The 25,651-nt window shown below is 54.9% G+C and carries 24 protein-coding genes and 1 tRNA gene; 9 read left to right on the top strand and 16 right to left on the bottom strand.

Translation table 11 applies throughout. The annotated features are described in order from the left end of the window. Positions 1-186: 186 nt before the first annotated feature. Positions 187-1,620, bottom strand: a complete 1,434-nt coding sequence (locus PHA01_RS28615) for an aldehyde dehydrogenase family protein (protein ID WP_271899645.1) — start codon at positions 1,618-1,620, stop codon at positions 187-189. Between the two features lie 163 nt (positions 1,621-1,783). On the opposite strand from PHA01_RS28615, the gene PHA01_RS28610 reads away from it, so the two are divergent. Continuing rightward, positions 1,784-2,551: an SDR family oxidoreductase gene (locus PHA01_RS28610; protein ID WP_271899644.1), complete on the top strand. Its 768-nt coding sequence runs from the start codon at positions 1,784-1,786 to the stop codon at positions 2,549-2,551. Beyond that, positions 2,548-3,048: a gluconokinase gene (locus PHA01_RS28605; protein ID WP_271899643.1), complete on the top strand. Its 501-nt coding sequence runs from the start codon at positions 2,548-2,550 to the stop codon at positions 3,046-3,048. Before PHA01_RS28610 ends, PHA01_RS28605 begins: the two co-directional genes overlap by 4 nt. A 3-nt stretch (positions 3,049-3,051) precedes the next feature. On the opposite strand, the gene PHA01_RS28600 is transcribed toward PHA01_RS28605, so the two are convergent. The 6 genes from PHA01_RS28600 to PHA01_RS28575 form a co-directional block, all read right to left on the bottom strand. Continuing rightward, positions 3,052-3,816 (bottom strand): class II aldolase/adducin family protein, encoded by a 765-nt coding sequence (locus PHA01_RS28600; RefSeq protein ID WP_271899642.1) that lies wholly within the window; start codon positions 3,814-3,816, stop codon positions 3,052-3,054. A 35-nt stretch (positions 3,817-3,851) separates the two neighbouring features. After that, positions 3,852-4,658, bottom strand: a complete 807-nt coding sequence (locus tag PHA01_RS28595) for an ABC transporter permease (protein ID WP_271899641.1) — start codon at positions 4,656-4,658, stop codon at positions 3,852-3,854. Then, positions 4,655-5,506 (bottom strand): ABC transporter ATP-binding protein, encoded by an 852-nt coding sequence (locus tag PHA01_RS28590; RefSeq protein WP_271899640.1) that lies wholly within the window; start codon positions 5,504-5,506, stop codon positions 4,655-4,657. Before PHA01_RS28590 ends, PHA01_RS28595 begins: the two co-directional genes overlap by 4 nt. 8 nt (positions 5,507-5,514) lie before the next feature. Continuing rightward, positions 5,515-6,561, bottom strand: a complete 1,047-nt coding sequence (locus PHA01_RS28585; protein ID WP_271899639.1) for an ABC transporter substrate-binding protein — start codon at positions 6,559-6,561, stop codon at positions 5,515-5,517. Between the two features lie 39 nt (positions 6,562-6,600). Further along, the gene (locus tag PHA01_RS28580) at positions 6,601-7,644 is read right to left on the bottom strand and encodes an ABC transporter substrate-binding protein (protein WP_271899638.1); all 1,044 of its coding nucleotides are present in this window, start codon (positions 7,642-7,644) and stop codon (positions 6,601-6,603) included. Between the two features lie 137 nt (positions 7,645-7,781). Continuing rightward, positions 7,782-8,795 carry an amidohydrolase family protein gene (locus PHA01_RS28575; protein WP_271899637.1) on the bottom strand — a complete coding sequence of 338 codons (1,014 nt, stop codon included), beginning with the start codon at positions 8,793-8,795 and terminating at the stop codon, positions 7,782-7,784. A gap of 107 nt (positions 8,796-8,902) precedes the next feature. Between PHA01_RS28575 and PHA01_RS28570 the strand changes: the two genes are divergently transcribed. Next, complete coding sequence (locus PHA01_RS28570) at positions 8,903-9,835, top strand: LysR family transcriptional regulator (RefSeq protein ID WP_271899636.1); 933 nt, start codon at positions 8,903-8,905, stop codon at positions 9,833-9,835. Between the two features lie 44 nt (positions 9,836-9,879). Here PHA01_RS28570 and PHA01_RS28565 read toward each other — a convergent pair whose 3' ends face one another. Next, positions 9,880-10,869: an ABC transporter substrate-binding protein gene (locus PHA01_RS28565; RefSeq protein ID WP_271899635.1), complete on the bottom strand. Its 990-nt coding sequence runs from the start codon at positions 10,867-10,869 to the stop codon at positions 9,880-9,882. Positions 10,870-11,135: 266 nt separating this feature from the next. On the opposite strand from PHA01_RS28565, the gene PHA01_RS28560 reads away from it, so the two are divergent. Both PHA01_RS28560 and PHA01_RS28555 read left to right on the top strand, forming a co-directional pair. Continuing rightward, the gene (locus tag PHA01_RS28560; RefSeq protein ID WP_271899634.1) at positions 11,136-12,749 is read left to right on the top strand and encodes an FAD-dependent monooxygenase; all 1,614 of its coding nucleotides are present in this window, start codon (positions 11,136-11,138) and stop codon (positions 12,747-12,749) included. 96 nt (positions 12,750-12,845) lie between these two features. Continuing rightward, entirely contained in the window at positions 12,846-13,595 is a 750-nt protein-coding gene (locus PHA01_RS28555; RefSeq protein WP_271899633.1) for an IclR family transcriptional regulator, read from the top strand. A 41-nt stretch (positions 13,596-13,636) separates the two neighbouring features. Here PHA01_RS28555 and PHA01_RS28550 read toward each other — a convergent pair whose 3' ends face one another. The 3 genes from PHA01_RS28550 to PHA01_RS28540 are packed head-to-tail and all read right to left on the bottom strand — an operon-like array spanning position 13,637 to position 17,551. Further along, on the bottom strand, positions 13,637-14,734 hold the full coding sequence (locus PHA01_RS28550; RefSeq protein WP_271899632.1) for an ABC transporter ATP-binding protein: 1,098 nt from the start codon (positions 14,732-14,734) through the stop codon (positions 13,637-13,639). 18 nt (positions 14,735-14,752) lie between these two features. After that, positions 14,753-16,504, bottom strand: coding sequence for an ABC transporter permease (locus PHA01_RS28545; RefSeq protein WP_271899631.1), 1,752 nt, complete (start codon positions 16,502-16,504; stop codon positions 14,753-14,755). 54 nt (positions 16,505-16,558) lie between these two features. After that, entirely contained in the window at positions 16,559-17,551 is a 993-nt protein-coding gene (locus PHA01_RS28540; protein WP_271899630.1) for a substrate-binding domain-containing protein, read from the bottom strand. A 288-nt stretch (positions 17,552-17,839) separates the two neighbouring features. On the opposite strand from PHA01_RS28540, the gene PHA01_RS28535 reads away from it, so the two are divergent. Then, complete coding sequence (locus PHA01_RS28535) at positions 17,840-18,892, top strand: ABC transporter substrate-binding protein (RefSeq protein WP_271899629.1); 1,053 nt, start codon at positions 17,840-17,842, stop codon at positions 18,890-18,892. A 19-nt stretch (positions 18,893-18,911) separates the two neighbouring features. Here the strand turns inward: PHA01_RS28535 and PHA01_RS28530 are convergent, their stop codons facing one another. From PHA01_RS28530 to PHA01_RS28515, 4 genes are all read right to left on the bottom strand, one after another. Further along, a complete protein-coding gene (locus PHA01_RS28530) occupies positions 18,912-19,868 on the bottom strand; it encodes a LysR family transcriptional regulator (RefSeq protein ID WP_271899647.1) in 957 nt (318 codons plus the stop codon). A gap of 26 nt (positions 19,869-19,894) precedes the next feature. Then, entirely contained in the window at positions 19,895-20,593 is a 699-nt protein-coding gene (locus PHA01_RS28525) for a class II aldolase/adducin family protein (RefSeq protein WP_271899628.1), read from the bottom strand. A gap of 93 nt (positions 20,594-20,686) precedes the next feature. Beyond that, on the bottom strand, positions 20,687-21,634 hold the full coding sequence (locus tag PHA01_RS28520; protein ID WP_271899627.1) for a PDR/VanB family oxidoreductase: 948 nt from the start codon (positions 21,632-21,634) through the stop codon (positions 20,687-20,689). 59 nt (positions 21,635-21,693) lie between these two features. Then, positions 21,694-22,437, bottom strand: a complete 744-nt coding sequence (locus PHA01_RS28515) for an IclR family transcriptional regulator (RefSeq protein WP_271899646.1) — start codon at positions 22,435-22,437, stop codon at positions 21,694-21,696. A 194-nt stretch (positions 22,438-22,631) separates the two neighbouring features. Here PHA01_RS28515 and PHA01_RS28510 point away from each other — a divergent pair, with 194 nt between their 5' ends. From PHA01_RS28510 to PHA01_RS28500, 3 genes are all read left to right on the top strand, one after another. After that, positions 22,632-23,978, top strand: a complete 1,347-nt coding sequence (locus tag PHA01_RS28510; protein ID WP_271899626.1) for a Rieske 2Fe-2S domain-containing protein — start codon at positions 22,632-22,634, stop codon at positions 23,976-23,978. A gap of 69 nt (positions 23,979-24,047) precedes the next feature. Further along, the gene (locus PHA01_RS28505; RefSeq protein WP_271899625.1) at positions 24,048-24,260 is read left to right on the top strand and encodes a hypothetical protein; all 213 of its coding nucleotides are present in this window, start codon (positions 24,048-24,050) and stop codon (positions 24,258-24,260) included. A 73-nt stretch (positions 24,261-24,333) separates the two neighbouring features. Then, positions 24,334-25,341 carry an aldo/keto reductase gene (locus tag PHA01_RS28500; RefSeq protein ID WP_271899624.1) on the top strand — a complete coding sequence of 336 codons (1,008 nt, stop codon included), beginning with the start codon at positions 24,334-24,336 and terminating at the stop codon, positions 25,339-25,341. A 115-nt stretch (positions 25,342-25,456) separates the two neighbouring features. Here the strand turns inward: PHA01_RS28500 and PHA01_RS28495 are convergent. Next, positions 25,457-25,533, bottom strand: a tRNA-Met gene (locus tag PHA01_RS28495). Positions 25,534-25,651: the final 118 nt, after the last annotated feature.

The following is a 25,651-nucleotide window of genomic DNA, read 5'->3' as shown; positions in this document are numbered from 1 at the left end:
TGTGCCGGTATATAGACCCCACCTAACAAACCTGTCAACACACCAAATCACAAAAATTCCAAACTTCCCAAATCTTACAACCCAACCTGGGGATAAACCTTAAGGATGAGGTGACGGAACCAACGAATACGGGCGCTGCAACGACGCAGCGCCCGTGACAAACAATCAATGTTTAGGTCAGATCTGTTAGGCCAGCGTATAGGCCGTCTTTACGATCGTATAGAACTCCGCAGCATATTTGCCCTGCTCCCGGGGACCATAACTTGATCCCTTGCGTCCGCCGAATGGTACGTGGAAATCGACGCCCGCAGTCGGCAGGTTCACCATGACCATTCCAGCCTCGGCATTCCGCTTGAAATGCGTCGCATATTTCAAGCTGGTCGTAGCAATACCAGAGGAAAGACCGAACGGCGTGTCGTTGGCCGTATGCAGTGCCTCCTCATAGTCCTTGACGCGGATAACACTGGCCACGGGGCCGAAAATCTCCTCGCGCGAAATACGCATCTGGTTGGTAGCTTCGGTGAAGAGTGTCGGCTGCAGATAGAAACCGGGATTATCGCGAGTCAACCGCTCGCCACCAAAAGCGAGCTTAGCGCCTTCTTTCTGACCAATGGCGATATAATCCTCATCCTGCTTGAGTTGGCTTGCATCGACAACGGGGCCAATATGCGTGCCCGCCTTCAAGGCATCATCGACTACGACGCTCTTCAAGCGTTCGGTCATCGCCGCAACGAATCGGTCATGGATCCCCTCGGTGACAATGATTCGCGACGAAGCCGTGCACCGCTGTCCTGTCGAAAAGAAGCCGCTGTTGACCGCCGCCTCCACGGCAACGCTCAAATCGGCATCATCCAGAACCACAAATGGATTCTTGCCACCCATTTCCAGCTGGAACTTGCGCATATGTTCAACCGACGCCGCAGCAACCCGCTTGCCGGTGCCCACCGATCCGGTGAATGTAATAGCGTTGACGTCCGCACTGTCGAGAATTGTCTGGCCAACGACCGAACCCTTGCCCATCACAAGATTGAGCACGCCTTTCGGTAGTCCGGCACGATGCAATATATCGACGATTGCCCAGGAACAGCCTGGTACGAGTTCGGCAGGCTTGAACACCACCGTGTTGCCGTAGGCGAGTGCCGGAGCGATCTTCCAGGCCGGGATGGCAATCGGAAAATTCCAAGGCGTGATGATGCCGACTACACCTACCGGCTCGCGCGTTATTTCAACGCCGATGTTCGGGCGGGCGCTCGGAAGCACTTCACCGGCGAGCCGCAAGACTTCCCCCGCGAAGAAATCGAATATTTGCGCGGCGCGGAGCGTCTCGCCGATGCCTTCCGGCAAGGTCTTGCCTTCCTCGCGTGACAGCAGTCTGCCCAGCTCGTCCTTGCGGGCTGTGATCTCGTCGGCTGTCTTGCGCAATATGGCATGGCGTTCGAGGATGCCGGAGCGCGACCATGCCGGGAAGGCCGCTTTTGCGGCCGCGATTGCGCTCAGGGTATCTTCGGCCGTTGCACGTGCATATTGACCCACAACGTCATTGGTGTTCGACGGATTGATATTGGGAATGGCGTCGCCACCGGCCCATTCGCCGTTGATCAGATTCTGGTGCAATGTCATGATTTTTCTCTCGCTCTGTTTGGCCGAACCAATACCATAGGACTAGAGTGATTCAACGCGAAATTCCCGCCTCTCGCTTTTTTGATATCCGCAAACAAGCTCGAACGGATCGAATTTGCGGATAAACTGATGCTGATCGATCGAACTTCAAGGAACGAATGCCATGCCCTATCCGCTGTTTAACCTTGAGGGACGACTGGCTCTCATCACGGGGTCTAGCCAAGGCATCGGTCTTGCGCTTGCCAAAGGATTGGCGGCGCATGGGGCTGCGGTGGTAATAAATGGTCGGGACAGGGCAAAAGTGGACTCAGCGGTCGCTGAGTTAAGAGAGGATGGCTACACCGTCCATGGTTCTGACTTCGACGTCACTGATCTGCAAGCGGTCAAGGCGGGTGTCGACAAGATCGAGGCCGAAATCGGTGCGATTGATATTCTTGTCAATAATGCAGGGATGCAGTTCAGAGCACCGCTTGAAGACTTCCCTGAGGACAAGTGGCAGCTATTGCTGCAGACCAATATCTCAAGTGTCTTTTACGCGGGCCAAAGCGTTGCAAAGCATATGATCAAGCGCGGACGAGGCAAGATCATCAACATTGCTTCGGTACAAAGCGAACTCGCCCGTCCATCGATCGCTCCTTATACTGCAACGAAGGGCGCAGTCCGCAATCTCACCCGTGGCATGTGCACTGACTGGGCAAAGTACGGTCTGCAAGTCAATGCGATCGCACCGGGCTATTTCAAGACGCCGCTCAATCAGGCGTTGGTCGACAATCCCGACTTTTCATCCTGGCTGGAGAAGCGCACGCCATCCGGACGTTGGGGCAATGTCGAGGAACTGATCGGTGCGGCCGTATTTCTTGCCAGTAACGCTTCTTCGTTCGTCAATGGCCAAATCATCCATGTCGACGGCGGAATCACAGCGTCGCTATGATCCGGCTTGTCGTCATGGGAGTCAGCGGATCCGGCAAATCCTCCGTCGGACGGGCCATAGCGGCAGGTCTGGAGTTGCCATTTGTTGAGGGTGATACGCTCCATCCTCCAGTCAATGTAGAGAAAATGGCGGCGGGTATTCCGCTCACCGACGAAGACCGCTGGCCGTGGCTAGACAAGATCGGCGCGGAATTGGCGAAGGTCCAAAAAGGTGTCGTTGTTTCGTGTTCAGCCTTGAAACAATCTTACCGAGACCGGCTAAGGCAGGAAGCGGGCGGGCGACTCGGCTTCATCTTCCTCGATGGAAGTTTAGAGGTCTTGCGTGATCATATGAGCAAGCGAACGGGGCACTTCATGCCCCTATCCATGCTTGACAGCCAACTCGCAACGCTCGAACCGCCGACTGGACAGCCATTTGTGTTGCGACAGAACGTTGAGCATCCAGTCGATGAGATCGCAGCAGCGAGCATCGATTGGGTAAGAACACAGCATTGGTAACAATCAACCACGCGGATCGGTGCGTGAAAAACCCTCGCCGAATTCCCTGCTGCCTGGGACATACGGTCGCCCGACGCGGTTGCACCAGTTTTCCCAACCGCGCTCAAATGTGTACCCTGCCCTTCCGCGCTTGATTGCGGCAATCTCTCCCTCGGAGAGATAATCCACATCCCCCATGGCCATCGCCTTCATCTGCATGTCGGCGTTGAGTTCCATGTAAACGGAGGTGAACACGACCTCACGAAGAGACTGGGCAGCTACCGTGCTTCCATGCCCTCGCATAAGCGTCACGGTCCGATCGCCGAGACAGGCTGCAAGATCGCGCCCCATTGCAAGGTCGGTCACCAGAAGATTGGTGCAATCGCCGAACTTGGTTCTAATGTCCCATGTTGGAATGTCATCGCCGATGGGCGCGCACATATGCATGAGCGGGCGAAGTTTCTTGCTCGTCACCGTAAAGGGTATAACGCTGGGACTGTGGTTATGCACAACAGCATTTATCTCAGGCCGTGCTTCATAGATCCCTGCGTGAATAAAGCGCTCTGAGTATGGTTTGCCGGGTTCGGCTCCAACACTCTCTCCTTCAAGCGTAAACTCCATGATGTCCGCAGCTTCGATGATTGCAGGCGCTCGCGCGCGAGACAGGAAAAAGCTGTCAGGATTCTCTGGGTTCCGGATGCTCACATGACCAAACGAATCCAATACATTCTCATTGGCAAGAATATGGTTGGCCGTGACCAGTTCCTCGATAAGAGCGTGCCGATCCATGATCTTTCCTTCTTCCATGCTGTGGGCGGGCGGGCTTAGCGCTTCCAGGGGACGAGACGTTTTTCGATCTCGTTAAGCACCAATGTCAAAACAAAACCGATGATCGCGATCACGAAGAGACCGACATACATCTGTTCGACGGAGAACGTCTCCCAAGCTGCCCAGATCATGTAGCCGAGGCCGCTTTTTGCACCCATCATCTCTGCGATTGCAATCAGAACCAGGCCCATGCCGACGCCGAGCTTTATCCCGGTCATGATCACAGGCAGCGCGCCTGGTAACGCGATTGTCCTGAACGTATCCCAACGGCTGGCTTTAAAATTGCGTCCGACATCCAGATAGATCTTGTTGATCTCGCGTACACCGGCCGTTGCATTGATCGCAACGGGAAAGAACACACCTATGGCTACCATGAATATCTTTGAGCCCTCCCCCAACCCGAAGATCAGCAGCGCGAGTGGCAAAATGGAGCTTTTTGGAATTGGATAAGTAGCGGAAATCAAAGGATCGAACACGGCGCGCACCGGCCGGCTGAGACCCATGATTATCCCGAGAATGAGTGCGGGTATGCCACCCACTAGAAAGCCGATGAACAACCGTTGCAGGCTGGCAGCTGTGTGCTGCCAAAGTTCACCGGTACTGCTCAGCGTGACAAGCGTCTCGAAGATGCTTGAAGGCGCTGGAAAGAAGCGCGTGTCGATCAATCCTGTGCGTGCAGCGATCTCCCATACCAGCAGGAGAAGAATTGGCGACGCTACGCTGATGAGACGATCCCGAGTGTTTTCGCTGATTTTCCAGGAGCGGGTGGGACGGATGGTATCTGCTTCGATATGAGCGCTCATTTTCGCACTCCCTTTGCTTCGTCGAGTTCGCGTGCTCGTTGAACTTCATCACGCAGGCTTGACCAGATCTGATGCACCAGTTTGCCAAATTCGGGGTTCTGTTGAAGTTCCAGAACGTCGCGCGGACGCGCGAGTGATACCGGAACCACCGTTTTGACGCGTCCGGGTTGCGCGGTCATAACCATGATGCGGTCGCCAAGCTTTACCGCCTCGTCCACATCGTGCGTGATGAAAAGAACAGTCTTTTTGTTCTCATCCCAGATACGCAGCAATTCTTCCTGAAGCAGTAATTTGTTCTGCGCGTCCAAGGCCGAAAATGGCTCGTCCATGAGCAATATCTCAGGATCGTTGGCGAAGGCACGGGCAATCGAGACACGCTGTTTCATCCCGCCTGAAAGTTGATGCGGATAGGCGTCCGCAAATTTCAACAACCCAGTCCGGTCCAGATAGTGACCGACGACTTCCTTGATCTGGGCTTGCGACGCCCGGCGCATCTTCAATCCGTACGCCGCGTTGTCCCACACCGTCATCCATGGAAAAATTGAATCGCCCTGAAACACCATCGAGTTGACTGGACGCTGCGAGCCAGCCTCGACATTTACATCGATACTGCCGTCGGTTGGCGCTTCAAGACCCGCCAGGATTCGCAGCAGGGTTGTCTTGCCGCAGCCCGATGGACCGACGATCATGAAGAATTCTCCGCGAGCGATATCGATGGTGACATTGTCTACCGCCGTGAAGGATCCAAACCTTTTGCTCAGGCCTTTGATCCGGATTGCAGGCCGTTCCCGAGACTCCGTAGCAATATCGTCTCGCGCAGTCGCTTTCTTGGCCAATGCTTGATTCATCCTCATTCCTACCCTGGGTTCTTTTGCGCTGGTCCGAGTTCCTTGAGTGCCTCTTCGACGAATGAATTGTCGATGATCTTGTCAGGGGTAACGCCCCCTTTGATCAGGCCTTGATCTTTGAAGAACTGCCAATCCTTCTGGATGCTCTCGCTATTGACCCGGCCATCGATGTTGACCGCGGGAAGTTTGATGCTCCGCAAGAGCTTCTCATCCTTCGTGCCGGAGTATTTCATGATCAAGGCTACGATCTCATCGGACCCCGGGCCATCGAGGCGGCCCTCGGGACCGAAAGCGCTTCGGAAATCGCGAATTGCCCTGATATAGGCCTTGGCAAATCGCACTCCGACATCCCTGCGCGTACTGGCAAAGTTTTCGCTGAACATCAGTTCACCGATCTGGGCGTTGGGATAATATTTGTCGGTGGAGGCCAGCAGGACACCCAGATTCTGGTTCAGCATTGGAGTGAGGTAAGGCTCCGTCGCTATCACGGCATCCACCGCCTTGCTTGCCAGGGCGGCAGCTTGCTGCGGGAAAGGCAGATACACGACCTCCACGTCCTTATACGCCAGCCCAGCACTCTTCATTGCTTCGTTGAGGATGGACTCGGTGCTGCTGCCGCGAGCGACGATAGCGATTTTCCGTCCCTTCAGATCAGCGATCGACTTGACCTCTGTCCCCGCAAGATCCTTTCGCACGACGATGCCATGGAAGCCGAAGCCAGGGGCAACCGATGTACGGTCCGCAATGATCCGGATTGCTATATCGCGCTCGATCGCATTGAACAGCCCTGCCGATACAGCGCCGCCGGCGACATCGATTTGCCCAGTGCCGAGCGGAGCGATAGCTTTGGCTGCGGAGTCGAAGAAGGTATAGGCGGGCTCGATGCCCTCTTCCTCGAAATATCCTTTACCCTGCGCAACATTCAGGATGAACTCGCCTGTCGAGGCAACAGTCCCTACTTTGACGACGTCAGCAGCCCGGGCTGCGCCAGCCGACAAGAAGATCATCAGCATTGAGCAAACGAGCAAGATAGTGCGGTTAAATTTTTCAGTCATTTTGAAACCTCCCATCCCCAATGTCGCGCGAACTCGATCTCAGTGAGCCGCCTTGTAGGGACCAAGTTCGCTGGCAGCCTCATGGACGAAGCTTAGATCGACCACTTGATCGACTTGGACGTTGCCGTTGATCTGTTTTTGCTCCTTGAAGAATGTCCAATCCTTCTTCAGGCTATCGACATTGACAGCCCCATTCGGATCGACGGCATGGGCCGTCATTTTCCGGATAACGGCAGGATCCTTGACGGTGGAATACTTCGCCATGATGGCCACAACGTTTTCGCCGTTCTTGCCTGCGATTTTACCGTTGGCCAACGCGTCATTGTAGTAGCGAATAGCTTGGACGTAGGCCCTCATGAAGCGCTTGGCGACATCTGGTTTACCCTCTGCGAACGCCTGACCGTAAAGAATAACTGCAGTTTGAGCGTTCGGATAAAACGTATCATTGCTCGTCAATTGTACCGCGGTTCCAGCGGCCAGAATTGCCGATACGGTAGGCTCGGTTGTTATGCTCGCATCGATAGCGCCGTTTTGATATGCGACGAACTGCTGAGGAAAGCCCAAATAAACCTTGTCCACGTCGCCATATCCGAGGCCAGCACTTTTCAGTCCCTCGTTCAAAACGGATGCATCGCTGCTGGCCTGCGCAACGGTTGCTATCTTGCGTCCCTTAAGGTCGGCGATGGTTTTAACAGACCCATCATCAACGAGTGCCTTGCGTACGAGGAACGATTGAAAGCCGAAACCGGGTGCATTGCGTGCCTTATCCGCGACTATCTTCAAACCGACGCCACGCTCGATGGCGTTGTAGAGACCCGAAGATGCCGCTCCGCCACCGACATCGAGTTGCCCCGCACCCAAAGGTGCGATCATCTTTGCCGCGGAATCAAAAGCCACAAAATTTGGAGTAATATCCTCTTCCTTGAAGAAACCCTTGGCGTCAGCAATGAACAGCGCAATGTCGCTGCTCGCATTCGTAAGGCCGATGGATACGCTGTCGGCTGCAAATGACTGCGCGGAATAGGTCATCAGTCCGCCGGCTAGTGCCAGCGAATAGAAGATGCGCATCCATGATCTCAACACCTGGTCTCCTCCTTGTCTGCAATTTAACCTTCTGCCTCGCTTGATCAGCGAAGGCGGGTTGTTGTGGCCAGCTTAGAGACGCCGGTAGATGGCCACAAATAGAGTTTTTGGTAGGGTCGTATAAGCAAAACTTATATCTAGCCCTTGAGACCAAATAGCGCCTGGGCGTTGCGGAAGCAGATTTTCTCCATATCCTCCTTGCTGAGATCCAGCGAATTGAGAATCCGCAGCGTATCGCGGATATAGCCCGGCCCCTTTTCGGGATCGAAGGGCGAATCTGAGGCGAAGAGCACGCGATCGCTCCCATAAAATTCCAAGCCGCACAGCGTCGCGGCCTTGGAGCCGAAAACGGCGGTATCGGCGTAGAAGTCCTTGAAATAGTCGAGAGGACGTTTCTTCAGGCGCTTGAGCACAAGCGTAAGATCTTCATCACTTGTCCGCTTGCCGAGCTGGTCCCAACCGGGCCCAACGCGGCCTTCAAAAAATGGCACCATCGCTCCCATGTGATGGGCTACGACCTTGAGCTCGGGCAGACGGTCCATGAAGCCGGAAAATACCAGACGAGCCATCGCCGCACTGGTCTCGTAAGGCCAGCCGAATGTCCACCAGATCTCATATTTTGACTTGGTTTCTGTTGCATAGTCCGGCATCGAAGCGTTACGTGAAGGATGCAGCAAGACCGGTTTGCCGTGCTTCGCGCAGACTTCAAAAATCTGGAAGAAACGTTCCTCATCAAGTGGCGCACCATTGACGTTGGAATGTATCTGCACACCGTTCGCGCCGAGTTCCGCAAACGATCGCTCTGCTTCGCGCGCCGCGGCCTCTGGAGTATCCATCGGCAGAGCAGCGACAAAGCCTGCGAAGCGATCGGGATATTTGCTGACGAGTTCGGCTTGGCCGTCATTGCCAATCCGGGCCAGGTCCAATGCTGTCTGGCCATCACCCATCGCTTCCAGCGGCGGCATTCCGAGTGAAATGATCTGCGTATAATTTTCGAATTCGTCCATTACCCGAAAACGCGTATCGAGATCATATATGCACGGGACGCCTTGCATCCGCTTGCCGATGTCCTTGCCAGCGCCCTCAAGCGACTGAATGCGCTCCCACAGAGCCTTCGGGAAGAAATGATTGAACGCGTCGATATATTGCATAGGGAACTCCTCGATATGGTGGAGTCACACTAGAAAGTCTGTGGGTTGGGGACTAATACCGTTTGCTTAAGCGTGCTATAAGTAACGCTTATAACGCAGGAAATCACATGAACCTTCGTCAGCTTCGGTACTTTATTACAGTCGCACGCCTCGGCAGTTTCACTGCGGCGGCCCGAATTCTCAACGTGTCCCAACCTGCGCTCGGATACCAGTTAAAGCTCCTGGAGGATGAACTCGGCGTGATCTTGCTCCAGCGGCACTCTCGTGGCGTGCGCACCACGGACGCAGGGCGCACTCTGATTGAGACGGGAACCAGGGCATTGGAGGCCTTCGCCGAAGCAGAGCGCTCAGTCGCGCATTTTGGCAAGCCCAACAGCAAGCGCATCTCACTGGGTGTTGCTCCGACACCAGGCCGTGCCCTGCTGCCAGAACTGTTGCCGCTGGCGACAGGAGCCGGAGATGTTCTGCACATCGTTGTCCAGCAGGGGATGAGCGACGAGCTCATCGATGCCATGACACGGGAGGAACTCGATGCGGCGCTATGCTACGATCCGCCAGATCTGCCGCATATTCGCGTCGTTCCTCTCTATAAGGAATACCTCTACCTTGTCGGCTCGAACGGCGTGGCATCCAACATGGACAACACCGTGCCATTCGACAGGCTGTCGGAGTTTCCGTTGGTGCTAGACGGAAAGGTCCGACCGATCAGACGGCTGATTGACGAGATCGCCACAAGCCGACAGACAAAGCTAGACTTGATCGAGGTGGAACCTGCCAATGTGAAACGCGAAATCATCATGCATCACGGCCGCAGTACCATCGTGCCGTACGGCCTGTTTCTGGATGAGATACGTGAACAGCGTGTCACGGCGCGCCGCATCACGGATCCTCAACTGGAGCGCACCGTCGCACTAGTCCTTCACCAATCATTGTCTGCGAATACAGCTCACTTACTTGAAGCGCTGATCCGCCCGCTTGTTGTGCGAATTGTTGAGGGCGGCGAACTCGGCTGGCGAAATCCAGACATTCCGCCAAGCTGAATCGCATATTATGAGAATATTCTGGACGCTAGGCCTTGGAGCCGTCAGACGCGATACTTCTCCCCGCGCTTTCGGCCTTGTCCAACATCGAGGAACAATTCCTCCAAGGGGATCTCACGGTCGATCAAACCTTGCTGATGCGCATAGCCAACGACAGTTTCGAGATTGTGCCGGTTTCGCTCGCTTAGGCCATAAGCCCAAGGATCGTCACCAAGAATGTCAATCTGCTCCTCCCAGGCCTCGCGATACCACGCAAGTGGCACAACGCGCGGATTTTCCATCCTCTGCATGGCAAGACGCTTGGCCTCGTTGAACGCCTGAAACAGGTTGATAGGCACCCAAGGATGACGCTCTACAATTTCCGGTCGGATTCCCATGACATGCATGATCGGGAAAATGCCGGTTCTTTTATAATACGCGATCTCGTCCTGCTTGTAGTCAGGGAAGAGACGCCCTACCCGAGGATCTTTCTCAACGATCGCGTCTATCAGATCCGGATGCAGCAATGCATCGATCTCACCGTCGAGTAACATGGTTTCGACGGATTTTTCATCTGGCAGGCGGGTCAACTTCAAGCCTGCCGGGGGTGTAAAGTCGACATCCTCGTCGAGTTCAGCAAACCATTCGATCGATTGGTGAGGCACACCATATTCGCTTTCAAGAATGCCGCGCAGCCACAACGTCGCCGTTACCAGATAATTCTTGACCCCCACACGCCGGCCAATCAGGTCCTTCGGTTCGCGAATGCCGCTCTTGCTGTTGACGAAGATAAAGCCATGCCGGAAGCGGCGGTGGAGGAAGACCGGGATTGCATTGAATGGCAGATCGCGGCCGCGGGCTGTGACGTAGGACGAAAGGGAAACCTCTGCGACATCAAATTCGCCATTTCGGAGAAAGCGCCAGTGGCGCGTCGTCGAATCCATTTCGGTTAGTATCGTCAGTTCTATGCCATCCGGCTTGACCTGTCCCTCCCGCAAGGCCCTGACGATCTCATAGTCACCACATGCCAGGGTCAACTCGACCTTTTTTGTCACTCTTTATCCTCCGCAACTGCATTTGTATCACCCGCTCCAAGCAGGTGTCATCCATGAATCGATTCAGCTAAGGGCGGGTCGCGCGCCTCACACCATATAATTTTATCCCACATTACGAGATTTTTGTAAATTAGCGATTGACTGGAAATTCCACCTGACGATAAAAAAGAACGATGAAGCAGCGCGGCGATTTCGCCCCGTCGCTTATCCGTTCAATTCACGTCGGCCACATATGAACGTTCCGGCGATAACATGAGTGACCTGACATGACAGATACAGATGTCCTTATCGTTGGCGCCGGCCCGGTCGGCCTTACCTTGGCCATTGATCTCGGCCAGCGCGGCGTGAAATGCACGCTTATCGAGCAAAAGGAAGCACCTCAGTTTCTGCCGAAAATGGAACGATGCAACGCGCGGACGATGGAAATTTTTCGCAGGATGGGCCTCTCGCAAAAGATACGAGCAGCGGGTCTGGACGCCAATGTACCCATGGACGTGTTCATCGTTCTCGCGATGAACCAGCCTCCGCTGCTGCAACTGCCTTATCCATCTGTCGCGGAGTCACTCGAGCAGATAGAGAAGAGCCCGGATGCCAGTCTGCCGCTCGAAGCCTATCAGCTCATCTCGCAATATACCCTTGAACCTTTGCTGAAATCCGTAGCCGAAACGCTCCCGTCAGTGACTGTGCGCTATGGATGCGAATTCGTGTCGTGCGAGCAGGACGAAGAGGATGTGACGGCAAAAACCGTCGATTTGAGCGGCAACATCGAACAGATTCGCGCGAAATATCTCGTCGGCTGTGACGGAGGAGCCAGCCCGGTGCGCAAGCAGCTCGGAATCAAGCTGCGCGGCGAAGGCAATCTCCTGCACTTGCGGCAGGCACTCTATTACAGCGAAGAACTATATGATCGCATTCCAATCGGCGGCGGTCCGGGGAAAGGCCGCCATTATCACGTCGCCGACGGACAGGCGACTTTCCTGATCATGCAGGATTCCACCAAACACTGGACATTACATGCCGTTGTAGAACGCGATGAAGACATGGCGCAGCAGTTCGAAAAGGCGGTTGGCGCGCCGGTCAACTACGAAATGCTTTACGTCGGCCAGTGGAAGCAGAACCTCTTGCTTGCGGATCACTACGGTGCGGGAAGGATATTCCTCGCTGGCGACTCTGCTCATCTCGTCATTCCGACCGGGGGCCTTGGCATGAACACCGGCGTCGGCGATGCTGTCGACCTTGGTTGGAAACTCGCGGCTACCCTTCAAGGCTGGGGCGGTCCCAACCTGCTGCGTTCTTACGAAATCGAACGCCGACAAATCGGTGACCGAAATGTCGGCGCATCGCGCTACGCATCGCAAGGACGCCGCAAATGGCGCTCGCAATATCGCCCGGACATTGCTGACGATACACCGGAAGGCCAGCACACACGTGATAACCTGACCCGTGTCGCCGATGTCGAACAACGCAAGACCAATGAAATGATCGGGGCCGAACTCGGATACCGCTATGTCGGTTCGCCCATCATATGGGATGAACCCGGTGGCCCTGAGCACCTCTTTCGCGAGTACAACCCCACCACGTGGCCGGGAGCCCGTTTGCCGCACATCTGGATTGGTGAGGCCGACGCAGTTCAGGATCACATCGGCAAAGGCTATACACTGCTGCGGCTCGGCAGATCCTCGGCAGAAACAAGCGCCCTGCAGCAAGAGTTCAAATCGCTCGGCGCACCATTTGAAATCCTCGATATAACGACCGGCAAAGCCCGTGATATCTATGGATACGATCTCATTCTGGTGAGGCCAGACATGCACATCGTATGGCGTGGCAATCGCTTACCGGAAGATGTTGCAAACTTGGCGGCCTTGGCGACAGGACATTGACATCAATTTGATGGAGTTGTGTTCCCTTTAACCCCGGTCTAAATCTCGGCTGTTGGTGAGCCACAGGGCTGATTCCGCTGCATCAGGGAGAAATCTTTGCAGAGTCACGAGCGTATGCTGGGAATTCTCGATCTCTTCGACAGCGACGAGAATTACGTGGCGCTGACTTTCGATGAAATACACGCTCGCGTCGGCTATACGCGCTCCACGCTCTATCGTTATCTGAAAGCGTTGACCGACGCGGGCCTCCTGTCCTCCCTGCCCGGCCTCGGTTATGTTCTCGGCTCGCGCATCATTGAACTCGACTACAAGATCAGGTCGGGCGATCCGTTGATCCGCGCCGCACGGCCGGTCATGGAAGAGCTTGCCAGCCGGTTTTCAGGCATTGCCCTGCTATGCCGGAAGTACCGCGAACATGTCCTGTGTATCCATCAGGAACGCGGCACTGAAACTTTGCAGAGTAATTACGATCGTGGACGCGTCCGCCCGCTGCTTCTTGGCGCTGCCTCGGTCGCGATCCTGGCCTATATTCCGGCGTATCAGTTAAGTAGGCTGTACAATCGAATTCCGGAGGAATTTGACGCGGCGGGCTTTGGCAAATCGCTTGCTGAAGTCAAAGCAAATTTGAAAGTGCATCGCCAGCAGGGTTGGGTTGTGACGACGGGCGAAGTTACACCCGGAGTAGCGGGTATTGCGGCCCCCCTCTTCGATGGTGAACATGACGTTCTCGGCAGTCTCAGCCTCACGGTGCGCGAGTCCCAGATGACGCCGGACAAGGTCCAGCGGATAGCCGAACAAGTTGTGCTTTGCTCGCGCATAATCTCCAACGCTGTGGCACAAAATTAGAAGGCAATCGCGCTGTTGCAACGACCGCCCTCCACCATCTCTCAAGCTGCTAGAAGTGTGCACTTCTCGGGATCGATCGCAATATGGATCTGTTCCCCGACCAGCGTACGAACTGAAGGGTGAGCCCGAGCCAGAAGCTGTGTTTCATTCACGTCGATCTTGAAATCCTGGCACTCGCCGAGAAATACCTTGGCTCTGACAGTGCCGACAAACAGCGAGTTTGACGATGGTGCCGGGGCGGTGTCGGACAGATGCACATCCTCCGGCCGGATCGACAACGATACATTGGCGCCGACCGAAATTCCGGGTTGCGCATTGACATTGAGCTGGCCAATTCGGGTGTCTACGACCAGCCGGTCGTCCGCGCCGCCACGTACAACACCCTCGACAAAATTCGTGGTGCCGATGAAATCGGCAACAAAAGTATTTGCTGGGCGCTCGTAAATATCACGCGGCGATCCGATCTGGACGATCTTGCCTTCATTCATGACGGCGATTTCGTGGGAAAGCGCCAGCGCTTCGCTCTGATCGTGCGTTACATAGATCGTGGTCAAACCAAGCTCGCGCTGCATCTTTTTCAGCTCGAACCGCATCTTGTCACGCAGCTTGGCATCCAGATTCGACAGGGGTTCATCAAGCAGCAGCAATCTTGGTTCCATAACGAGTGCTCGTGCCAGGGCAAGCCGCTGTTGCTGGCCACCTGACAATCGTGTGGCCTCCCGCTCCTCGACATGATCGAGAGAGACCGCGGCCAATACTTTCATGACCTTGTCGCGGATATCCTTGCTGGAGAGGCGCTTTTTCTGCACCTGCAACGGAAAAGCCGCATTCTGGAAGACCGTCATATGCGGCCAGATGGCATAGGATTGGAAGACCATGCCGAATTGTCGATGGTTCGGCGCTACGAAGATATTGCCGGCCGAGGAGTAGACCACCGTATCATGGGCCTTGATGACACCCTTTGAAGGACGCTCCAGCCCCGCAATTGACCGCAAGGTCGTGGTTTTGCCGCAACCACTCGGTCCAAGCAGAGTAAAGAGCCGCCCGGTTGGGACAGAGAAATTTATATTGCTGGCGGCAAGTACGGGCTTGGCGCCCGGCGCCTGATAGGTCGTGCTGAGATTTTCAACTGATAACATGGTTTCCTCCCAATTATATCAAACGTCCTTGACGCCGAAGCGCTTCGACAGCGTTTGCACGACCATCAGGAAGCAAAAGAGCGCGGTAATCATCATGACGCCGAAGGCCGACAGCTCGATGTACTGTCCATTCTGCCAGAACTCCCAGATCATGATCGAGATGACTTCATTGCCTGGGCTGTAGAGCAGGATCGAGCTGGACAATTCGCGTACCGACACGACGATTATGTAGATCCAGCCCGCCATCAGGCCCGGCTTCAACAGCGGAAGGACGATCCGCCGGAAGATCGTGAACCAGGAAGCCCCGCTCATGGCCGCGGATTCTTCCAGTTCCTTATGAATCTGGATCATTGAGGTGCTGTTGTAGCGCATGCCATAAGGCAAGAACTTGATCACATAGGCCATCAGCATGATCCATAACGTGCCATAGATGCCGATGTCGAAGTTGAGATAAAAGATCATGAGCGAGAGGCCGAGGACGATGCCGGGAAATACCAGCGGCAATGACGCCAGCATGTCGAGTACCCAGCGGCCGGGGATCTTTGTCTTGATGGTGATCCAGCAAATGACCGAGGTCAAAAGCATCACGACCGTAGCGCCGCCGATAGCCAACTTGGCGCTGTTCCATACGACACCGTAGAAGCCCGGATATGCCAGTACCTTGCCATAGGCGGCGAAGGAAAGATTGTGCAACGCCGCCCACGATGGCGCTGCGTAGTATTTTTGCAGCGAGGCCCAGAAAAGCACCAGAAATGGCAAAGCCACTACAAAGATGCAGTAAAGAATGAAAATGCCGGCTGTGGCGTAACGCCAGCGGCCGATATCCGACACGCGAGGCCGGAACCCCTTGCCGGTGACGGTGGAAAACCTCGAACCTTGGCTGGACAGTCGCGATTGATAGTAGATGCCAAGCGACGTGACCAGCAGCAACGCCATCGCATAGGCGGAAGCAAGACCGATATCGCTCGGATAGCTATGAACTGCGTCATAGATCGCGGAAGTATAAACGCGCAGCCCGACGGGCAAACCAAGGAGCGCGGGCACTTCGAATGACTCGATGCCCCTGACGAATAGAATGAGAAACGCCGCAAGAATTGCCGGCCAGGCCAATTTAAGTGTGATCTTGAAAGCCACTTGTACGACGGAAGCACCGCTCATCAAGGCCGATTCTTCAAGCGAAGGATCCATCGATCGGAAAGCGGCCGTGACCAGCAGAAAGGCGATCGGAGCATAGTGTAGGCCATCGACCCATATCATGCCCGTCAGCGAATAGATGTTGAACAGCGGCGTCGTCAGGCCGAACCAGTCCCTGAAGATTTGGTTGAAAATACCGATCTGCGGGCTTGCCAGCATGATCCAGGAAACGGTGAAAAGAATGCCGGGAATGATCAGTGGAACGATCGACATTGCGAAGAACAGAGATTTGAAGGGCGTGTTGGTACGCTCGTTGACCCAGGCAAAAAATGTTCCTAGCACCAACGCGAATGCAGCCGTCCCGAACGCGAATTTTAACGAGTTGAACATAAGCCCGAGTGAATCGGTGGTGCCGAATGCCGTGGCATAATTTTCTAGCGTAAATACCGCGGGAACCTGCGCAGTCGACGTCGACGCGAAACTCTGCCAGATCAAGAAACCAAGTGGAATGAGCGCGAGCCAGGCAACGACAACGATGCATAATCCGATGATTACCCATTTCATGTCGAATGAACGGCCCCAGCCTTGGCCAAGCGAGGTATGTACGGTGCTACCGTCCGGTGTCGTTACTGCCATTGGTTCCTCCCTTTTATGCGATCGCTTGGCACGACTCGTCTTTTACGATTTAGATCAAATCACGAAAGCCTCGAGCGTTTCAGGCGCGAACAATTCCTCTGCCTTTAGTTGACGGCGCGAAAGGCCCTGTTCGTATGAATATCTGAGGAAGACGTCCAAGGTCTTCTTGTTCTTCTCGAAGCCGTTGGGCCAGAAATCTGCACCCATCTCGCTCTCGGTCTCTTCGTAGTGAGCGACGGCCCAAGGCAACATTGTCTTTAGAGCAGCCGTTTCCTGGAGATCGCGATAGGTTTTTTGCTGAGATGCATTGAGCGCTTTGAAGATGGATTGGGCAACCCAGCGGTTCTTCTCATATACCTCACGTCTGATCACAAAGGTGTGCATGATCGGGAAAATTCCGGTACGGGAAAAGTACTCGCGTTCGACACTGACGTAATTGTCGAAGAGACGCTTCACGGTTCCGTTTTTCTCTTCAAAGGTTGAAGGCTTTCGAGCTGTATACAGTGCATCGATCTCACCGTCTCGCAGCATTGCTGCAAGAGTCTGCCCCGGGCCGATCGGTTCGACCTTGATATTATCCGGCAGCGAGAGTTTCAGCTTTTCGCTGCGATTTGGCGATTCTTCGCCACCCGTCCGATAGGTGACGCTATCCACCGGCACACCGAATTCGTCAGAGAGTATGCCCCGGATCCAGGCTGGCGCCGTCATCTGGTATTCAGGGCAGCCTACACGCTTCCCGATGAGATCCCTCGGCTCGCGAATACCGGAATTGGCGTTAACGTAGATCGACGAGTGCCGGAAGAACCGCGACGGAAAGAAGGGGATGGCAATAAACGGGCGATCTTCCTTGAACAGCGAAACCACGTAGGAGGAAAGTGACATCTCGGCGACATCAAACTCCTTGTACCGGAGCATGCGAAAGAAGGTTTCCTCGACGGGAAGGCTAAGGCAAGTCAGGTCGATACCATCGGGGCGGATCGACCCGTCCATCACACCGCGTGTACGATCGTAGTCCCAACAGCCCATCGTCAAACGCAGATTACTCATGCCAGCTTCCTACCGTGTTTCCTGTTGTTCATGCCGGCATCCCAACCGGTCCGCTTTTTAGCTGGCGTAGATCAACACACTCTCTCTATCCAAGAGTTTTTTCATGGGAGAGCTCGCAGCTTTTTGATGTTCAAGCTGCCATCAGTCGCGTGTACAGTCAGGAAGACTGGCAGGTAAATATTCGCCCTGAGCGAGACCGCCCTGAAAATTCAGTCATAAAATTCAAGCTGCCGACTATCCAGTGGAGGAGCCGGTTGGTCAGCTTGTGGGGAAATTGGAGGAGGAATCATGAATTTACAACGCCGCCTATTGATGCTCGCGGGCGCTGCAGCCTTCGCGCTTTCGGCATTTGGCGTGCCAGTCTTTGCAGCCGACAATGCCTTGCTCATATCCAAGGACGCGGGCCGCGAGGACAAACTCATCGAAGCTGCAAAAGCAGAAGGTACGCTGACGCTCTATACATCAATTGCGCAGAACGATCTCCAGCCACTGATCAGCCCCTTCGAGGAGAAATATGGCATCAAGGTCGTTCCTTGGCGTGCGAGCGGCGACACGGTGTTGCAGCGTGTCATCCAGGAACAGAAGGCCGGCCGCAATACAGTTGATTCAGTCCACATCAGCGCACCCGAAATGGAAGCACTGCACCGCGAGGGTATGTTCCAGCCAGTCGAATCTCCCTATTTTGCCGATCTGCTGCCAGGGACCGTACCTGAGCACAAGGAGTGGGTGAGCACGCTTTTGTCGGTGTTCGTACAGGGTTACAATACCAACCTCGTCAAGAAGGAAGAACTTCCAAAGACCTATGAAGATCTTCTCGACCCGAAGTGGAAGGGCAAGCTCGGCTTTGAAGTGGAAGACATCGATTGGTTCACGACAGTCGTTGAGAACATGGGCGAAGAAAAGGGCTTGAAATATTTTCGCGATCTTGTTGCCGGCAACGGCTTGTCAATTCGCAAGGGCCACTCGCTGTTGAACACACTTGTCGCAGCGGGCGAAGTGCCGATAGGACTTACCCTCTATAATTATATGCCTGAACAGGCAAAGAAAGAGGGAGCTCCCATCGACTGGTTTGCACTTGAGCCTGCCATCGCACGTGCAAACGGAATCGGAGTCATCAAGACCGCTCCTCACCCCAACGCAGCCGCACTCTTTGAAGACTATATGCTGACGGAGGGTCAGCCCATTCTGAAGCAATTGAACTACGTCCCAACCTCGACGAAAGTTGAATCACCTTTGAAGGGTATTGCGCTCAAGATTGCCGATCCGGCAGAGAAACTCGACAACTCAAAGAAATGGGAACCGCTTTACCAGAAAATCGTCGTCCGCGGCGAGGCGGACTGATTGAATTGGCCGCTTTCGACTATTCGGGGGCGGCCGAAGATTGCCCTGCAGTGCCGCAACGGCCAATAACCGTCGCGTGGGGTCCTATGCGATCAGCAAGCGTATCGACCAGCATGTCGATAAAATCGCGTAGCGCGCCTTCCTGCTGAATTGCCATACGATTTGGTGATTCAGCCAGATACAACGTCCGGACCAACTCCGGTCCTTCGATAGTGTGTGCCTCGATCGCACCCCTTGCGATTTCCTCGGCAGCCACGCCGTATGGAACGATACTAGTCGCGACGCCCCTTTCAACCAGCGTTTTGATCGTCTCGAGCGACTGGATGGTGAAGCGCACATTGACGGGTACCGTTGATACCTTCGCGGCCCTATGAACGGCACGCCAAACATTGTCACGGTCGCTCGGAAGTGCCAAATTCGAAGCCACAGCATCTTTAAACTTCACTCCTCCACGCGGGAAAGCGCTGCCGGGCGCAGTGATGAAAAATAGATCTTCCTTCATCAGGGCGGTCCGCATCGAGGTGATGCTTTCGGTGACATCATAGGCAAGCGCAAGATCAATCTCATCCCGCAACAGGAGGTCGACAAGCACAAAACTCAATTCCTCGACAAGCCTTACCGATACGCCCGGGAGTTCGGACATGGCCGAGACAAGGAAGTCAGCTCCCACAAGCCGCATGATGCTTGGCGTGACGCCGATAGAGATATTTTCCAGAGCGGACATGCGAAACGCGGACACATCCCTCTTGGCTTCGTCCACCAGGCGCATGATGGCAACGCCGCGATCGAACAGCAGGCGACCCGCCTCGGTCGTGGTTATCCCGCGCGAATGGCGCACAAGAAGTTCAACGCCGAGCATGGTCTCGAGATTGCGGATCTGCAGACCAAGCGCGGTTTGAGAGACATTCAGCCGTTCAGCAGCTTTCGTCATATTGCCGGTTTCAACCGACTTGATGAAATTACTGAGCTGTTTCAGATTGATAGCGTCACCTCATTCTAGTTCTAAGCCGCCAAGCCGCGCTTTGCCTTTCGAGCAAGATAGTCGAAATTCACTATATATTGCTCTTGCCGGTCCAGAGTGCGGCACAGCCTATCTACGTCCTCTTTATCGAATTCTACGAGATCTCCTCCCAGAGACTGCAAAATAACCTGATCCTCACATGCGTTCTCAAGCATTATCGTACGAACCACGGCCTCTTCAATAGAATTTCCGGCAACTGCGACGCCATGGCCCCGCATCAGCACCGCCTTGTAGTTCCCCAGGGCCTCGGCGACACCCCGGCCGGTCTCCTGGCTTCGTATCAAATTTATCGTGTCTTCATAGTAGCCGACACCGTCGAAGCTCGCACTTGGCTGCGAGCACGCCCGCCATGGCCTGCGCGTCGAGGATAAGGCAACGGCATATTTCGGATGTGCGTGAATGACCGAATTGAGGTCGGGCCGGATTTTGAAGATTTCCGAATGGATAAATACTTCACTGTGCCGCTTCCCGCCGCCGCCAATTTTCTCACCCTCCAGATTGCAGATAACGATATTCTCCATCGTCATCTCTTCAAACCCCAAACTATGAGGCTTCATGAAGAATATCGAGGGGTCCGATGGATCGCGCACTGAGACATGACCACGTGTAAAATCGCCGAGGTTGTGCGCGTCAAGGACGAGGCCTGCCTCGATCAGTCGTTGCTTCAGGTGGTCTGCCATTTAGTATCCTCCGTTTTACGTCGTGTATGAATTTCGGTCCTCGGCCAGTGCGTTCAGGCAGCAGGCATGTCGTGCAGCTGGTGGAAATACCGATTAAAGGGCGAGGGTCAGCCGCGGCGTCCTGGAGCCGGAGCAACAGATCATCATGCCGCCTTCAGCTTTTTCTTCATCCGAGAGAAACATGTCGCGATGATCGGGCTCGCCCTCAACCACCTGCACTTGGCAAGCACCGCAGATACCTTGCTCGCACGAGAAATCCACATCCAGCCCGGCGTCACGCAGCACCTCAAGGATCGATTTTCCCTCAGGAATCACGAATTCCCGGCCCGATTTCTCGAGCATGACGACAAAGCCCCCCTCGCGTGAGACTTCTTCGACAGGAGCAAACCGCTCCAGATGAACATGGTCGGGATCAAGGTCTCTCGTATTCGCCTCAAAAGCATCCAGCATAGGCGCCGGACCACAACAATAGAGATGCGAATTGGCCGGAGCCTGATCGATGATGGCACCAAGATCAAGAAAGCTCCCTGCTTCGGAATCGATGTGGATTCGGGCCTCGGACAGGTCTTCGAATTTCTTCAGAAAAGCAACATCGCGACGATCCCGGCAAGCATAGTGCAATTCAAAACTGCGACCGAGTTCCTTCAGTCGCTCTGCCATGCACCAGATCGGGGTGATACCGATGCCACCGGCGATGAGTACGGTGTGGTCCGCGGTTTCCACCAATGGAAAATTATTGCGTGGCACACCAACTGTTAGTACCGATCCAACCTTGACCGTGTCATGAAGACAAGCGGAGCCGCCACGACCGGCGGCGTCCCGTTTGACGCCAATCATATAGCGATTGTCTATACCCGAATGCACGAGCGAATAGGGACGGATCATTCCATTCGGCAAATGAATATCGATGTGCGCGCCGGGTCCAGCCGCAGGGATTGCCTCGCCAGCGATCGGCTCGAACTCATAAAGGTTTGTCTCATGTGCCAGGTACTGAATTCTGGTCAGACGCATTGTGATCGTTTTGGTGGGAACGGCTTCCAAATTCTTCTCCCTTATCCGACGGTGGTCCTCCCCTCCCGTCGTTGGCGGCAATTGCAGCGTCAACCGTCAGATCGTCGCAGATTGATTTCATCAACGCGCGGCAGGCGCGGTTTGAGCGCCTCAGCGGATTCTTTCAGTAACTTGCGTGCCGAGTTGATCCGCTCGTCCGAGAAGCGGCTTATCAGTCCAGACACCGACAAGGACCCTATCAATTCGCCATGCCGGTTGACGATCGGCACTGCGACCGCCGCGAGATCCTCATCGCGTCCGCCCTTCGATACAATTGAACCGGTTTCTCGCAGCTCAACCGCTCGTTCGGAATCTGCCGTCATACCATACCAGGTCAGAAGCACGCCGGCGGCGCCGTGATCGAGCGGATGCCGCGTCCCCTCTTCCAGGTGATGGCGCGCGCTGCGTGGAGAGTTTTCCCTGTAAAGGCATACGCGTTCATCGCCATCACGCACGTAAAACGACGCGGTTTCCTGAGTGATCGCGGTCAGATGGCGCAGCACCGGCCTGATAAGTACTTCAAGCGTGAATTTCGAGCGGCTCAATTCGCCAAGCCGGCGCAGTTCAGGCCCAAGCAAATATCGTCCATCCGCGCCCTTATCCATGAAGCCTGTATGCAAAAGCGAACCTGCCAATCGCAGGATCGTGCTCTTGTACAGACCTGAGCGCTGGGAAAGCACCGACAACGTCAGGGCTTCTCCCGGCTCCTCGAAACATTGCAGCAGCGCGATAGCGCGTTCGACCGCTTCAACGCGTTCTCTGCCGATATCCATTTCATCGCTCGATCCATCCATAACAATCACCCTAACACTCCAACGTCATTCTGTCTAGCAGAACATGATCCGCTTGACAGAACATTTATAATGATTACAAACTAGGAGAGACAGGGTTCGAAACTGGCCCGCCGTCCGGCAAGCAATGTTCAGGATCTGAACCTATTGCGCCAACACGGAGTGGCTCTCGGCTGCGGCAAACTTGGGAGAAGAAAATGCTCACGAAAGAACAGAATGAACGCTTGACCAGCGTTGGTCCCGGAACGCCGGGCGGCGAACTGATGCGGCGCTACTGGTTGCCGATAGCGCCTTTTGCTGAACTCCTGGAAAATCCGGTCAAGAAAGTACGCATTCTTGGCGAAGACCTCACACTGTATAAGGACAAGAGCGGCCATCTGGGTTTGATCGGCGATCGCTGCCTGCATCGCAATGTCGATATGAAGTTCGGCATTCCAGACGAATGCGGATTGCGCTGCCCCTACCACGGCTGGCTCTACAATGAGACTGGCAACTGCGTCGAACGGCCGATGGAAGGCGCTCCACAAGCCGAGATCAAGCAGAAGCTCAAGGGTTATCCGGTGCGCGAACTTGGCGGCCTGGTCTTCGCCTATATGGGCCCGCTTCCCGCCCCGGACCTACCGCGATGGGATCTGCTGGTATGGCCAAATGCCATTCGCCAGATCGGCATCAACATCATCGACTGTAACTGGCTGCAGTGCCAGGAAAATACCGGCGATCCGACGCATAGTGCCTGGGCGCATGGTCACATGTTCGAATATGTGCTGGAGAAGAAGGGGCAACTCGAGGATCGCAGTTCCGACAATATGCATACGCTGCATCAACGCAAACGTGTGGGCGTCGGGATCAAGGAAATCTACGCCAATCAAACCGAGCATGGATTCCGCAAGGGCATCCGCTATTCCAAGGCGCTTGGTGCGGATTCCGACAAAGATCAGGAGCATTCCACCGTCATTTTCCCGTTCTACACACAGACGGGCAAGACCGGCGCGACGCGCAGCGAATATCAGATCCGCGTGCCTATAGATGATACGCACACCTATCACATCTGCTATCAGGCCTATTCGGCCCCGCCCGGAGTCGAGGCCCCTAAACAGGATGTCGTGCCATACTATATTCCGCCGACGCATGACGAGAAGGGTGAACCGATCCTCGACTACGTTCTCGCCCAGGATGCAATCGTCTGGGTTGCGCAAGGCCCAATAGCGGATCGGACTACGGAACTGCTTGGCCGTACCGACATTCCGATTGTGGTATTGCGCCGTCAGCTCGACGAGCAGATCAAGCGCGTTGAACAGGGCCTCGAACCGATGAACTTCTTCTGGAAGAGCCCGGATATGATTCACCCTACCGGCTCACCACCCGACTATTCCAAGCCCGAGACGCTGATCAAACACGGCTTCCGCAAGTACTACCACAAGGGCTTTGCCAATGACGACGCCGATCGCTACGGTCCGTTGATTGAAACGGTCAAGGATCTTCATCGCAAGATCGAGGAATACGAGATCAAGCTTGCGGGGCAAGCGGTGACTGAACACGCCTAGGCGATCCCGCCGCGCCGCCAGACTTTAAAGATTGATTGGCGCGGTTTTTCGAGCTGGAGCAGGATTGAAATGCCAATTACGCGCGAAACCATCGATGCTGTCCTCAAGGATCTGATCGACCAGGTACCGACCATGTCCGTCAGGTCCATCACCTTGACGCCGTCGGTGCCAGTCGAGGGACAGAACATAGTCGCGCGCATTGATGTTTCGAAGAGGCGCCATGTCCTGTGCGAGATCACGCCCGGTGGCAGCCTCCAGTCGGCACGGGTCATAGAGAGCTGAATCTTTCCGCAACAAAAGAATCCGAGACGGCTGACGGGTCCCACCGACTGTCGATGCATATCTGGAGGAACACATGAAACAGCGCCGCATCGGATCGACCGATCTCAGCATATCTGAAATCGGTTTTGGTTGTGGCGGCAATGCCGGTCTCATGGTGAGTGGCGAATATGCCGAGCAATTGCGCGTTATTGCGCAAGCCCTGGAATGTGGCATCAACTACTTCGACAATGCGCCTGACTATGGCGCTGGTGCGGCTGAAGACAATCTCGGTCGCGTCCTGAGAGAGCTCGGTGCTGATCCCGTTATCAACACCAAGGTCGAGATCCGTGCCGAGAACCTCGATAATCTTGCCGGACATATCGAGCGGTCGGTCGAAGAAAGCTTGCGCCGGCTCAAACGCGACACAATCGATATCGTGCAGATTCATAATGGGCCCGTCGCCGCAAAGCCTGTCATGGAAGCTAAGTACTACGCCACGCTTTGGACTGAAGACTATCATCGGCAAGGTGGCGTACTGGAAGGTGTCGACGCCATTCTTCGGAAGGGCAAGGCGCGTCATGCGGGGTTCGTGTGTCGCGGCAACGATATTGATGAGGTGGGCCAACTCCTTGATACCGGCCTCTTCCACATAATCAACGTACCCTACACATTGTTGAACCCGAGCGCCGACTATCCCCATTCCAGCCGCATCGGCGTCAAACCCGATTACGGCAACGTCATCGATGTCGCCAAGGCTGCCGGTTGCGGGGTTGCCGTATTCAGCCCGCTTGCCGGCGGCATCCTGACCGATGCCATATTGCGTGGACAACAAACACATCCGCTTGCGCGCATGAAGAATATCGAAGCGCTGGAAGCAAAAGGCGTCTTGCACAAGGCGCGGGAATTTCAGGCGCTGGCTGTACGTGAAAATATCGAACTGGTCGAACTCGCCTACAGGTTCGTCCTGAGCAATGCGGCTGTGACGACGCTTCTAGGTGGAATCACCTCAGCAGAACAACTGGCAGCAGCGGCTACAGCTTCCAATGCAGGACCATTGCCGCAGAATCTCCTGACAGACATCGAAAACATTTGGCATCGCTGACTCTGCCAGTGCAAACGTCAGCCGAGACTGAGAGCCATCTCCAAAACGCAAAAACCCCGCTTGATGCGGGGTTTTTGTGTTTGATCTGATTGACCGAGAAGCTGGGAAAGTGATTTGGTTGCGGGGACAGGATTTGAACCTGTGACCTTCAGGTTATGAGCCTGACGAGCTACCGGGCTGCTCCACCCCGCGTCATAGTTCTGTTGTTGTCGAGAAGATGATTTTGTTTCGCATGCGACTTTTTGGGCGCCTGCGTTATGAACGTTGCGTTTGGCAGACCTGGCAGCGACCTACTCTCCCGCGTCTTGAG

The sequence above is a fragment of the Candidatus Phyllobacterium onerii genome, assembly GCF_028331445.1.
Classification (GTDB): Bacteria; Pseudomonadota; Alphaproteobacteria; order Rhizobiales; family Rhizobiaceae; genus Phyllobacterium; species Phyllobacterium onerii.
The sequence above is the reverse complement of the archived record's forward strand: the minus strand, read 5'-3'. Positions and strand labels throughout refer to the sequence as shown.

Coding starts and splice junctions, on each gene's coding strand:
- PHA01_RS28500 (WP_271899624.1), top strand. CDS start 24,334: ATGAAACAGCGCCGCATCGGATCGACCGATCTCAGCATATCTGAAATC.
- PHA01_RS28615 (WP_271899645.1), bottom strand. CDS start 1,620: ATGACATTGCACCAGAATCTGATCAACGGCGAATGGGCCGGTGGCGAC.
- PHA01_RS28605 (WP_271899643.1), top strand. CDS start 2,548: ATGATCCGGCTTGTCGTCATGGGAGTCAGCGGATCCGGCAAATCCTCC.
- PHA01_RS28535 (WP_271899629.1), top strand. CDS start 17,840: ATGAATTTACAACGCCGCCTATTGATGCTCGCGGGCGCTGCAGCCTTC.
- PHA01_RS28600 (WP_271899642.1), bottom strand. CDS start 3,816: ATGGATCGGCACGCTCTTATCGAGGAACTGGTCACGGCCAACCATATT.
- PHA01_RS28610 (WP_271899644.1), top strand. CDS start 1,784: ATGCCCTATCCGCTGTTTAACCTTGAGGGACGACTGGCTCTCATCACG.
- PHA01_RS28550 (WP_271899632.1), bottom strand. CDS start 14,734: ATGTTATCAGTTGAAAATCTCAGCACGACCTATCAGGCGCCGGGCGCC.
- PHA01_RS28575 (WP_271899637.1), bottom strand. CDS start 8,795: ATGCAATATATCGACGCGTTCAATCATTTCTTCCCGAAGGCTCTGTGG.
- PHA01_RS28505 (WP_271899625.1), top strand. CDS start 24,048: ATGCCAATTACGCGCGAAACCATCGATGCTGTCCTCAAGGATCTGATC.
- PHA01_RS28540 (WP_271899630.1), bottom strand. CDS start 17,551: ATGAGTAATCTGCGTTTGACGATGGGCTGTTGGGACTACGATCGTACA.
- PHA01_RS28510 (WP_271899626.1), top strand. CDS start 22,632: ATGCTCACGAAAGAACAGAATGAACGCTTGACCAGCGTTGGTCCCGGA.
- PHA01_RS28570 (WP_271899636.1), top strand. CDS start 8,903: ATGAACCTTCGTCAGCTTCGGTACTTTATTACAGTCGCACGCCTCGGC.
- PHA01_RS28515 (WP_271899646.1), bottom strand. CDS start 22,437: ATGGATGGATCGAGCGATGAAATGGATATCGGCAGAGAACGCGTTGAA.
- PHA01_RS28545 (WP_271899631.1), bottom strand. CDS start 16,504: ATGGCAGTAACGACACCGGACGGTAGCACCGTACATACCTCGCTTGGC.
- PHA01_RS28595 (WP_271899641.1), bottom strand. CDS start 4,658: ATGAGCGCTCATATCGAAGCAGATACCATCCGTCCCACCCGCTCCTGG.
- PHA01_RS28590 (WP_271899640.1), bottom strand. CDS start 5,506: ATGAATCAAGCATTGGCCAAGAAAGCGACTGCGCGAGACGATATTGCT.
- PHA01_RS28585 (WP_271899639.1), bottom strand. CDS start 6,561: ATGACTGAAAAATTTAACCGCACTATCTTGCTCGTTTGCTCAATGCTG.
- PHA01_RS28525 (WP_271899628.1), bottom strand. CDS start 20,593: ATGGCAGACCACCTGAAGCAACGACTGATCGAGGCAGGCCTCGTCCTT.
- PHA01_RS28560 (WP_271899634.1), top strand. CDS start 11,136: ATGACAGATACAGATGTCCTTATCGTTGGCGCCGGCCCGGTCGGCCTT.